At 50.2% G+C, this 11644-nt stretch carries 6 protein-coding genes; 4 read left to right on the top strand and 2 right to left on the bottom strand.

Going from position 1 to position 11644, the window contains the following annotated elements:
- Positions 1-157 precede the first annotated feature (157 nt).
- Complete coding sequence (locus tag DVO77_RS05445) at positions 158-1822, top strand: methyl-accepting chemotaxis protein (RefSeq protein WP_119977622.1); 1665 nt, start codon at positions 158-160, stop codon at positions 1820-1822.
- Between the two features lie 358 nt (positions 1823-2180).
- Here DVO77_RS05445 and fdhF read toward each other — a convergent pair whose 3' ends face one another.
- Complete coding sequence (gene fdhF, locus DVO77_RS05450) at positions 2181-6398, bottom strand: formate dehydrogenase subunit alpha (RefSeq protein WP_119977623.1); 4218 nt, start codon at positions 6396-6398, stop codon at positions 2181-2183.
- 610 nt (positions 6399-7008) lie between these two features.
- Here fdhF and prfB point away from each other — a divergent pair.
- Together prfB and lysS are read left to right on the top strand one after the other, a co-directional pair.
- Positions 7009-8107 (top strand): peptide chain release factor 2 gene (prfB, locus tag DVO77_RS05455; RefSeq protein WP_162924150.1). Its coding sequence is split into 2 segments (ribosomal slippage): positions 7009-7083 and positions 7085-8107, totalling 1098 coding nucleotides; the frame shifts between segments, so codons are not numbered across the junction.
- 12 nt (positions 8108-8119) lie between these two features.
- On the top strand, positions 8120-9622 hold the full coding sequence (lysS, locus tag DVO77_RS05460; protein WP_119977625.1) for a lysine--tRNA ligase: 1503 nt from the start codon (positions 8120-8122) through the stop codon (positions 9620-9622).
- A gap of 147 nt (positions 9623-9769) precedes the next feature.
- On the opposite strand, the gene DVO77_RS05465 is transcribed toward lysS, so the two are convergent.
- The gene (locus tag DVO77_RS05465) at positions 9770-10420 is read right to left on the bottom strand and encodes a pseudouridine synthase (protein ID WP_119977626.1); all 651 of its coding nucleotides are present in this window, start codon (positions 10418-10420) and stop codon (positions 9770-9772) included.
- A 338-nt stretch (positions 10421-10758) separates the two neighbouring features.
- On the opposite strand from DVO77_RS05465, the gene nagB reads away from it, so the two are divergent.
- Positions 10759-11553 carry a glucosamine-6-phosphate deaminase gene (gene nagB, locus DVO77_RS05470; protein ID WP_119977627.1) on the top strand — a complete coding sequence of 265 codons (795 nt, stop codon included), beginning with the start codon at positions 10759-10761 and terminating at the stop codon, positions 11551-11553.
- The last annotated feature ends 91 nt before the right edge of the window (positions 11554-11644 follow it).

Here is an 11644-nt window from a genome sequence, read left to right on the forward strand (position 1 = left end):
TTGAGTTTTTCATAATGAAACAAGGTATTGTGTTGCTCTTGGTATTTTTTGTACGGCAGCTAAAGCGATATTGACTATAGTTTAACTATTGGGTTCATCAAGCAAGCGATTAACCTCTGTTTTTAATTAATGTATCAATCTGTTATGGAGCATGGAAATGTGGCAACTTAAAATGAAGAATAAGCTACTGGTGTTTGCCTTACTGCCGTTAATCATCAGCTTTTTGTTGCTGGTGGCTATCACCTATACCCTAGAGTCGAACGCCCTTGAAGAAAACATGAACACTTTTCGTGACACCCTCTACAGTGAGCGAAAGAGCCTATTAGAGGAAGAGATAGAGATAGGCGTTGAGATTGTTAAGTATCAGCTGAGTCTCGGCGATAGCGGTGATGTTAGTGCGGCGTTGCGTAACGTCCAGTTTGGCAGCGCAGGTTACTTCTTTATTTATGACTTTACCGGTAAGACCATATTTCATGCTGTGGCGCCAGCATTGGAAGGCACAGATCAGATAGGTATGACTGACCCCAACGGTAAAAAAGTTGTGGTAGGGCTTATTGACTCTGCCCGTAATGCCGATGGTCATTTTGAATTTGAGTATGCCAAACCTGGTACCAGCCAAATCATCCCTAAGCTCAGCTATAGCGCTGTGGTTCCCGGTACTAATTGGGTGATAGGGACGGGGGCCTATGTTGATGACTTGGATGTGATTATCGACGACTATCGCGCGTTGATGACCAAAAATATGCAGAATAAGGCGATGACAATTGTGTTTATTGTCTTAGTGATCATTGGTATTACGACCGTGGTGATGCTGTTTGCGGCGCAGCGTATGGTCAATCCAATTCATAATATGGTGCGCAGCCTTGAAGATATTGCCAAGGGAGAGGGCGATCTGACTAAACGGCTTGAGGTTGAAGGTCAAGATGAGATAGCCATGTTAGGACGCTCCTTTAACCAGTTTGTCGAAAAGCTGCAAGGCATTATCAAGCAGGTAGCACAGGCAACGCTGGCCGTGAAGGGGGGCGCAGATAACATCTTAGCCCAGACGCATACCATGTCGCAGCAGTTACAAAGCCATAATAATGAGACAGATCAGGTGGTCACCGCGATTACCGAAATGTCGGCGACCGCATCAGAAGTGGCGATGAGCACAACTCAGGTCGCCGAGGCGACACAAGCTGCGACACAAGATGTGGGTAATGCCCAGCTGTGTGTCGATACTTCATTGAGCGAAGTGTCGGCATTAATGGCCGAAATCGATACCGCCGCCACCCACATTACCTCGCTTAATGAGCAATCACAAAAAATCAACAGCGTACTGAGTGTGATTGGTGGTATTGCCGAACAGACCAATCTATTGGCGCTAAATGCCGCGATCGAGGCGGCGAGAGCGGGTGAGCAAGGGCGAGGCTTTGCCGTGGTTGCCGATGAAGTGCGCAGCCTGGCCAGTCGCACTCAAGCGAGTACCTTAGAGATCAATGAAATGCTGTCAGAGCTGCACAACTTAGTCTCGCTGGCGGTTAATAGCATGGAGTCGAGCCAGCAAAGTTGTCATCGCTCAGTCAGCTCATCGCGGGCGATTTCCGACAGCTTAGGCGCCGTTACTTCTGCGGTGACCTCTATCAATGATATGAGTACCCAAATTGCCACCGCCGCCACCGAACAAAGCTCGGTAACCGAAGAGATTAACCGTAATGTGTTTGCTATCCAAGATATTGTCAACGAGCTACTGCAGTCGAGCAATAGCGCCTCAGATACCAGCCAAGAGTTGGCTCACGAAGGGCGTAACCTAGATTCGTTAGTAGGCCAATTTAAGGTGTAAGCGCTATCGGCTGGAAATGATAAGTTTGATGCCAAAAAATGCTAATCAGCTTGGTGTCATAAATATAAAACATACCAGCAGTGTCATAACAAAAGGCCACCCATTAATGGGTGGCCTTTTTGCTACTAGCCGTTTGGGGCTGGTCTTCGGTGTCATGACGTATCTTCCTCTATAAAGTGTTTACCCATTTAGGGCGGTAGGATGTGTGATGCCCTAAATGGTTCTCGATGAGGGGATCCATTTATGGATTCCCTCATCAGGGGCGCTTCTCGCTTATCTTAGGATTCGCCATGCATAGGCTTAATCAGGACTAGGCTTAACCAGGACTAGGCTTAACCAGGACTAGGCTTAACCAGGACTAGGCTAGTTCAATTTCCTTTTCGACCTTCACAGCGCAAATCTTAAACTCGGGGATTTTAGCCACAGGATCTAACACATTATGAGTCAGTTTATTGGCCGCGGCCTCGGCAAAGTGAAACGGTAAAAATAGCACGCCCGCCTGCGCCCGCTTAGTGACGAAGGCGGTAATGCGAATACTGCCACGTCGAGTCGATAGTATTAACATGTCGCCGTTGGTTATCTGGAGCCTATCGGCATCGAAGGCAGAGATCATCACCTTAGGGCTGCCCAGCTCATTGAGGCCTGCTGTTTTACGGGTCAAGGTGCCGGTATGAAACTGCTCCAGCAAGCGCCCAGTCGAGAGAATAAAGGGATAGTGCTCACAGGGCATTTCGGCGGGTAAGCGATAGCCAACTGGCTTCATTATGGCCCTGCCTCGGGTAAATTGTTCTGTGTGTAAAATAGGCGTGCCTGGGTGGCCTTCGCTCGGGCAAGGCCACTGAATGCCGTGGCGCCCTGCATGGCCGTTAACCGCGGTATCTTGCCAACGCATGCCGCGATATTGTGGCGTAACTTGGGTTATCTCATGCCAAATTTGGGGCTCATCTTGGTAATGCCAGTGGGCGCCAAGTTGATTGGCGATAGCTTGAACTATCTGCCAGTCTAGGCGTGCTTGCCCAGGCGGGGTCACCGCTGCTTGCAGTTGCTGAACTCGGCGCTCGGTATTGGTAAAGTGGCCTTGTTTTTCAGCAAAACTGGCAGCGGGCAGTACCACATCGGCAAGCTGAGCCGTTTCGGTCATAAAGATATCTTGTACCACTAACAACTCGGCCGCGGCCAACCCCTGTAATACATGGGCTTGATCAGGATCGCTCAGTACCGGATTTTCCCCCATCACATAGAGGGCTGTTAGTTTGCCGTGTGCCAGCGCATGCATCATCTCGGTGGCGGCGATACCGACAGTGCTCGGCAACTGCGGTTGTTGCCACGCCTGTTTAAAGAGTTGCTGCACCTTGGGATCGTCAACCCTTTGATAGCCAGTAATATAGTTGGGCAGTGCGCCCATATCGCAGGCGCCTTGCACATTACTCTGTCCGCGCAGGGGATTGATCCCCGCGCCCGCCATGCCTATGTTGCCGCACAAGAGTTGTAAATTGGCGATGGCGGTAACGTTATCATGGCCCGAGGTGTGCTGGGTTACGCCCATGGCGTAATAGAGGGCGGTTTTGCTCGCCGTGCCTATCATCTTCGCCAGTTGCTGTATTTCGGCTGCACTGACGCCGGTGATAAGCGCTGCATTTTCAAGGCTGTAGTCTGGCTTCATCACCTCGGCTTGCAGAGCGTCAAAGCCATCGACCCTTTGGTTGATGTAGTCGCTGTCGTGCCAATTGTGGGTGATTATCTGCTGCATCAGGGCATTTAATAGCATGACATCGGTGCCGGGGCGATGGCAAAGATAGAGCTGAGCGTGATCGGCTATGCTGACCCGTTTGGGATCGATAACCACAAGACGTGCACCGTGTTGCTGTATGGCCTGTTTAATTTTTGAGGCGATAATGGGGTGAGCCGACTCGGTGTCTGAGCCCAAAATCACAATCAGATCGGACTCTTTGATAGAGGCGATATCATTGGTCATGGCGCCGCTACCCAGCGAGTCTTGCAAGGCAGTTACCGTTGAGGCATGGCACAGACGGGCGCAGTGATCGATATTATTGGTGCCAATCACGCTTCTAAACAACTTTTGAAACAGGTAGTTGTCTTCGTTAGTGGCTTTAGCGGACGCAAGTCCTGCTATGGCATCGCTGCCGTGTTGGGTTTTTATCTGCTGAAGCTTATCGGCAATAAAGCCGATGGCCTCCTCCCAGCTGACCTCGACCAAAACGCCCGCCTTACGCAGTAACGGCGTGGTTAGGCGCTCTGGACTGTTAACAAAATCGAAGCCAAATCGCCCTTTAACGCAAAGCATCCCCTCATTAACAGGAGAGCTAGTGTCACCGCTGACCCCAGTGATGGTATGGCTTTCCGGGTCAGTATGCAGCGTAATGCGGCACCCTATGCCGCAATAGGTACAAACCGTTGAGGTTTGTGAGTGGCTAAGGCTGCGCCCTTGACGTTTGTCGCGTGCATCAGTGAGTGCGCCGGTGGGGCATACTGAAACACAATTGCCGCACTGCACGCAATTGCTGTCGGCCATGCTGACGCTAAAGCCGGCTCTGGGAGCTTGGCGCAATGGGGTTTGGCTGCCTTGGGGCATGGCCAGATAACTGTCAGGCTCAAAGCTGATGGCGTGATGCCCCGCTTGCTGGTGACACATGGCCACGCAGGCGCCGCAACTGATGCAACGGTTGGGATCGAAATGGATAAATGGGCTGCTGCTATCGGCGACAAAAGCGCGGGGCTCATTGCCAAGGTCTTGGCTACTGACACGATACTCGCTGGCATAGTCTCTTAGGCGGCAATCGGTATTAACTTGGCAGCCACATTCGAGGCAGCGAGCCGCTTCCGCCATGGCGACGTCATTGCTAAAGCCCAATTCAATCTCTGCAAAATTATCTGCTCTGTCGCTTAAGGCGATCTCGGGCATCTTAGCCTTATTTTGCTGTAATTGCTGAGGAAAGTGGCGCCAGTCTAATGCCGCTTTGCTGCGTTTTTGTGAGTTAAACGTCTTGGGGTTTAACTCGCAGGTGAGCCCGCCATCCAGCAGTTTTTGCATGGCCATCGCTGCCTTTTTTCCATCGGCGACCGCGGCCACGGCCGTTGCAGGGCCGGTGCGAGAGTCACCGAGCACAAATAATTTATCGATACCCGCCGACATGGTGTGCTCGCAGCCAGAGAAGGTATTCCAGCGGGTTAATGCCACTTCGCCCACGCTCAGTTGACTCTGTGGGTGTTGTAAAAAAGCCATGTCTGGGGTTTGCGAAACGGCGGGGATCACGGTGTCGAACGCTTCAGTAAAGGTTTCTCCCGTGGCTTTAGGTGAGCGTCGCCCAGAGGCATCAGCGTCGCCTAGAGCCATTTTCTCAAAGGTCACGGCATTGACGCGCCCTTGGCTATCGCCATGGTTTTCAATGGGATTAGTGAGAAAATAGAAGCGCACACCTTCATGTTCGGCCTCGGCTATCTCATAGGCTTCTGCGGGCATCTCATCGCGAGTACGGCGATACACTAAAGTGACATCGGCGCCTTCACGCAGTGCGGTGCGGGCGCAGTCGATAGCTGTGTTGCCACCACCAATGACCGCCACTTTTTGTCCTGTGGTGTAGCGCTTATCGGTGCAGTGATCTTTAAGGTAATCGACCCCAAGATAGCAGCCATCAAGCTCGCTACCTGGGTAGTTCATCGGCACCGCTTTTTGCGCGCCAATGGCTAGGCAAACGCCATCGAATGTGGCGAGTAAATCATTGAGGTGGATCTCATGGCCTAAGCGGGTATTGGTTTGGATTTTCATGCCATTTTGACACAGCAAGGCTATCTCTTGATCCAGTATGGCTTTGGGCAAGCGGTATTCGGGAATACCGTATCTTAGCCAGCCGCCCGCTTGCGGCATGGCTTCAAATAGGGTGACATCATGGCCGGCATTGGACAGATAAAAGCCGGCACTGATCCCTGCTGGACCACTGCCGACGATGGCGACCTTTTTGCCCGTTGGCGCTAACCTGCTTGGCACATAGCTGTCGCCTTGCAGGTCAATATCGGCGGCGTGGCGTTTAAGTTGTCGAATGGCCAGCGGCTCGTCTAACTCACCTCGGCGGCAAGCGGATTCACAAAATGCGGGGCAGACACGGCCAATGGACAAGGGTAGTGGCAAGGTATCTTTAATGATTTTTACCGCTTGGCGATGATTGCCCTGAGCGATATGCAGTAAGTAAGACTGTACATCCACGCCAGCAGGGCAGGCTTGCTGGCAGGGCGCTTGGCAGTCGGCATAATGATCGCTCAGTAACTGTTTGAGTGAGGCTTGGCGTATTTTACTCAGGGCGGCGGAGTGAGTGATGACCTTGAGGTTGTGGCTCACTTTTGTCTCACAGGCTTTCACGGTTGTGCTATTGCCGTGTGTGTCGAGCGTCTGTACATAACACAGGCCACAACTTTGCTGATTCATCGCCTGCTCATCACTGAGGTTGGCACCTTGATAACATAAATGAGGAATGGCTATGCCCGCATTGAGGGCACAGCTCAGTAAGGTTTCATCTGCAGAGGCATGAGCGGTTTTACCGTCGAAACTGAGCGTTATCATATAGGGACCTTTTTAGCATCGTTGACTATGCTCGGCAATGCGTCGCGAGATGAATGCCATGCGTCAGCGCGTTTTTTGAGAATAAGATTTTGCTTGAGTATACCCAGAGGGGTTTTGTCGACAGGTCTTAGAAGTGACTATTTATGCTGGTTCTGCCAGTGAGATCGCAATAGCTTTTAAGAGTGTGCTCTGATGCCATTTGCATTAAAACTTGGTGTGACATAGCTGGCAAGGTGAGCGGTTTTTCTCGGCAGTATCACTGTTTTGCCTATGATGTTTTTGACAGTTGTTGTGAGTGTTTTTTTGAACGTTGCTTGAACGCATGGTGAATGGGCTGTCGGTTGTCGATAGTTGTTCGTGTGCAGGCCAAGTGCGAGCGGGCATCTGTTTGCTCTGTGTGCCATGGGCAAGAGGCACGTTAAATCAAAGTGTCAAGGCGTGTCCGCTAACCTGAGTGTAGCGCGTTAGACTAGCCATTTGCGGGCTAATGCCCTTTAGGGATTAAATAAGCGTAAATCTATCGGATTCGCCCCTAGGCTAATGCGGGTGATTCAGTTAAAATAGCGGGTTTTCTATCCGTGTATAAATCCGACTAAAAGTTGATTAAATCATGTTTGAAGTAAATCCAGTAAAATTCAAAATCAAGGAACTCGCTGACCGTACCGACCTTCTTCGGAGGTATCTTTGACTACGATGCTAAGCGTGAGCGTCTAGAAGAAGTCAGTCGAGAGCTTGAGAGCTCTGAAGTATGGAACGATCCTGAGAATGCTCAGGCCTTAGGTAAAGAGCGCGCCTCCTTAGAAGCGGTCGTCAAAACGATCGATGATATGGACAGTGGCTTAGAAGATATCGAAGGTTTGGTTGAGCTGGCCGTTGAAGAGGACGATGAAGAGACCTTCAACGGTGCAACCACGGAATTACAACAACTTGAGAAACGGTTAGAAGAGCTTGAGTTCCGTCGCATGTTCTCCGGTCCAAATGATGCGTCAAATTGTTACTTGGATATTCAATCGGGTTCGGGCGGCACCGAGGCGCAAGATTGGGCCAATATGGTGCTGCGCATGTATTTGCGTTGGGGCGAAGCTAAGGGCTATAAGCCAGAGCTGATAGAAGTGACCGACGGCGATGTGGCCGGCATTAAGGGCGCCACCATTAAATTTACCGGTGAATACGCCTTTGGTTCACTGCGGACCGAAACGGGCGTACACCGTTTAGTGCGTAAGTCGCCATTCGATTCGTCGGGTAAGCGTCACACCTCATTCTGTTCTGTGTTTGTGTACCCAGAAATTGATGATTCCATTGAAATTGACATCAATCCGTCGGACTTGCGTATCGACACCTACCGCGCCTCGGGTGCGGGTGGTCAGCACGTTAACAAGACCGAGTCGGCGATTCGTATTACCCATTTGCCCACCAATACCGTGGTGCAATGTCAAAATGATCGCTCGCAACATAAAAACCGTGATGCGGCGATGAAACAGTTAAAAGCAAAGCTGTATGAGCTAGAGATGCTTAAACAGAATGCTGATAAACAAGCCGCCGAAGATGCTAAATCGGATATCGGCTGGGGTAGCCAGATCCGCTCTTACGTGCTCGATGATGCACGTATTAAAGATCTGCGTACCGGTGTAGAAAATCGAAATACTCAGAGCGTCCTCGATGGCGATCTGGATAAGTTTATTGAAGCTAGCCTTAAATCTGGCCTTTAACGAGAGAAGAAGATGACTGAACAAACCCAAGACGAAAACAAGTTAATTGCAGAGCGCCGTGCCAAGTTAGAGCACATCCGCGCAACTTGCCCTGCTAACGGTCACCCAAATAACTTCGATCGTAAACATAAAGCGGCAGATATTCAGGCCGAATATGGTCACTACAGCAAAGAAGAGCTTGAGGGCATGAATGTGCAGCGCTCGATTGCTGGGCGTATCATGGCCAAGCGTGGTCCATTCTTGGTGATCCAAGATGTCAGTGGTCGCATTCAGGCTTACGCCGGTAAAGATGTTCAAAAAGAGCTTAAAGCTAAGTATCAAGGGCTAGATATCGGCGACATTATCGGTGTCACCGGTCAGTTGCACCTGTCGGGTAAAGGCGATCTGTATGTCAATATGGAGCAGTACCAACTGCTGACTAAGGCACTGCGTCCACTACCTGAGAAGTTCCACGGTCTGACAGACCAAGAAACGCGTTACCGTCAACGTTATGTTGACCTTATCGTTAACGAAGACTCTCGTAATGCCTTCATCATGCGCTCGAAAGTGGTTACCGCTATTCGTAACTTCATGGTGAAAAAAGAGTTTATGGAAGTTGAAACCCCAATGATGCACAGCATCCCTGGTGGTGCGTCGGCGCGTCCATTTGTGACTCATCATAATGCGCTCGATATCGAAATGTATTTGCGTATCGCACCAGAACTTTACCTTAAGCGTTTAGTGGTCGGTGGTTTTGAGCGAGTGTTCGAAATCAACCGTAACTTCCGTAACGAAGGTCTGTCGCCACGCCATAACCCAGAATTCACCATGATGGAATTCTATATGGCGTATGCCGATTATAACGATCTGATGGATCTGACCGAAGAGATGTTGAGCTCGATTGCGATTGAACTTTGTGGGTCAGCTAAACTGCCTTACGGTGAGCACACGGTTGACTTTGGTGGCCCTTACGAGCGTCTTAGCATGCTAGATGCGATTAAAAAGTACAATCCAGACAACGCCACTATTCAGTCGATGACCTATGAAGAGGTCAAAGATCTTGAGTTTATGCGTAACCTCGCTAAGAGCCTAGGCATGACGATTGAGAAGTTCTGGACTTGTGGTCAACTACTGGAAGAAATTTTCGGTGAAACCGCAGAGCCTAAGCTGATGCAACCGACCTTTATTACCGGTTACCCAGCGGATATCTCACCTCTGGCGCGTCGTAACGATGACAACCATTTCATCACCGACCGCTTTGAATTCTTCATCGGTGGCCGCGAAGTGGCTAATGGCTTCTCAGAGCTTAATGATGCCGAAGATCAAGATAGCCGCTTTAAGGCTCAGGTTGACGCGAAAGATGCAGGCGATGATGAGGCCATGTTCTATGATGCCGATTACATCACCGCGCTAGAGCACGGTTTGCCACCAACGGCAGGTCAAGGTATTGGTATCGACCGTTTGGTGATGCTGTTTACCAACACGCACACGATTCGTGACGTGATCTTATTCCCAGCGATGCGCCCACAAGGCTAATGCACTGCTAGGAATAAAAAAAACCAGCCCTCGGGCTGGTTTTTTTACGGCCAAAATTCGTCTTATCGCTGCAAGTGAAGCCAGTATGGTTAGCGTTTCAGTTTATCGGCTCACAGTCGGCTCACTTAGTCAGTGGCATAGCGATAATTAGCGCGGACTCTCGGTATAGGTGTCCAGTTGTGCGGCTAATGGGCCAAGGGATTGCACTTCACCGACTTGCATGTCGCCCAGATAAATTGAACCAATGCGCACTCGCACTAGGCGCAAGGTGGGAAATCCCACTGCGGCGGTCATTTTTCGGATTTGGCGATTCTTGCCTTCGGTCAAGGTGATGGACAACCAGCGGGTTGGCCCATGGCGCGGATCGCGAATTTTTTTGCCTCGCTCCGGCAGTGCAGGTGGCTCATGAAGCAGCTTAACCTTACAAGGCAGAGTCTGATATTGTTCCCCCTTAATACCTATGCTAACCCCCTGACATAGCTCAGCAACGGCCTTGGCGTCTATCTCGCCATCTACCTGTACGTAATACTCTTTTTCAATCTGTTTACTGCGAACCAAGTGGCTAGTCATGCCGTCGGTGGTGAGCAGCAGCAAGCCTTCCGAGTCGTGATCTAACCGACCAATCGCCATGATCCCAGCGGGGAAATCGGCTAACTCACCGAGAAGTTTTTTGCTTTTGCGCCGCTCGGGTACAAATTGGCTCAGGTAGCCATAAGGTTTGAAAATTTTAAAGTCTTGCGCTGACGGCAAATGAGCCATATCACTGATATCGTTGATGGCGGTGTGAGGTTTGGACATAAATAACCTGTATAAAAAACTGAGGCTATATAACCCAAATCAAGGTCACATAGTTAATATTTTCATAGTATTAGCGGGTTGTTTTGGCTCTATTGGCAACTGCGATACCAAGGTGCCTGCCTATGCTAAAGATGCTGTTTGATCTACGGGCGCTATGATACTCGGTCCAGAAGAGGATTACTAATGACAACGCTGTCATTGTTGGTTATAGTCATGTTATCAAAAGGTGGTGATTGATGTTGCGCGCGAAGGCTGATTAACTGGTTTTTTGGGTCAGTGGTGGGTAGGCGTGGCCGAGTCAGTCATTTTTACGGGTCAGGTTTAGGCGAGTCTAGATTATGCAAATTGTGATTTTAAACAACAGTGACGATGTCGCGTCATATGGCGCCAATATTTTTATTCAACAACTAAGACGCAAGCCAAGCTCTGTGTTGGGGTTGGCTACGGGCTCGACGCCGCTGGCTTTATACCGTTTATTGATTGGTGCTAATCAAGTGGGCGATGTCTCGTTTGCCCAGGCGACCAGCTTTAACTTAGATGAGTATTTAGGGCTCGATGGTCAGCATAAACAAAGCTATCGCTACTTTATGGATCAGCAGTTGTTTGACCATATCGATATCGATAAGCAGCGCACCTTTGTGCCGCCGGGTGATGCTAGCGATCCGATTGAGGCCTGCGAGCGCTATGAGCGCCAGATAGCCCAAGCGGGTGGCATCGATATCCAGCTGCTCGGCATAGGGCGTAATGGCCATATCGGTTTTAATGAACCCTCATCGGGCTTAATGTCGCGCACGCGAGTTAAAACCCTCACCAAGGCGACGATTGAAGATAATGCCCGATTTTTCTCAGCCGATGAATATCAGCCCCATCTGTCGATCACCATGGGGATAGGCACCATATTAGACGCGAAAAAAGTGTTGTTGCTCGCGACGGGCGCCAATAAAGCCGCGGCGATTAAGGCGACGGTTGAGGGCGCATTGAGTGCATCGTGTCCGGCTTCAGCCCTGCAACTGCACCGTAATGCCATGTTAGTGCTCGATGAGGCGGCGGCGTCTCAATTGGATGATTGTGATTTCTATAAACATATTGAAGCGGAAAACCAAAAATTACAGGCCAGATTAGCCAAGGGCTAACAGACTCGCGGCTGCAGGGTTAAGGTTTCCTTGGGCTGATTTAGGCCTCCTACACTCCTTTAACTAAATGATATTCACCATCCTTAAGGTG

Origin of the sequence: Shewanella algidipiscicola (genome assembly GCF_003605125.1) — a bacterium.
Classification (GTDB): Bacteria; Pseudomonadota; Gammaproteobacteria; order Enterobacterales; family Shewanellaceae; genus Shewanella; species Shewanella algidipiscicola.

Bases quoted from the DNA above. Each gene is read 5' to 3' on its own strand.
- DVO77_RS05445 (WP_119977622.1), top strand. From the start codon at position 158: ATGTGGCAACTTAAAATGAAGAATAAGCTACTGGTGTTTGCCTTACTG.
- fdhF (WP_119977623.1), bottom strand. From the start codon at position 6,398: ATGATAACGCTCAGTTTCGACGGTAAAACCGCTCATGCCTCTGCAGAT.
- lysS (WP_119977625.1), top strand. From the start codon at position 8,120: ATGACTGAACAAACCCAAGACGAAAACAAGTTAATTGCAGAGCGCCGT.
- DVO77_RS05465 (WP_119977626.1), bottom strand. From the start codon at position 10,420: ATGTCCAAACCTCACACCGCCATCAACGATATCAGTGATATGGCTCAT.
- nagB (WP_119977627.1), top strand. From the start codon at position 10,759: ATGCAAATTGTGATTTTAAACAACAGTGACGATGTCGCGTCATATGGC.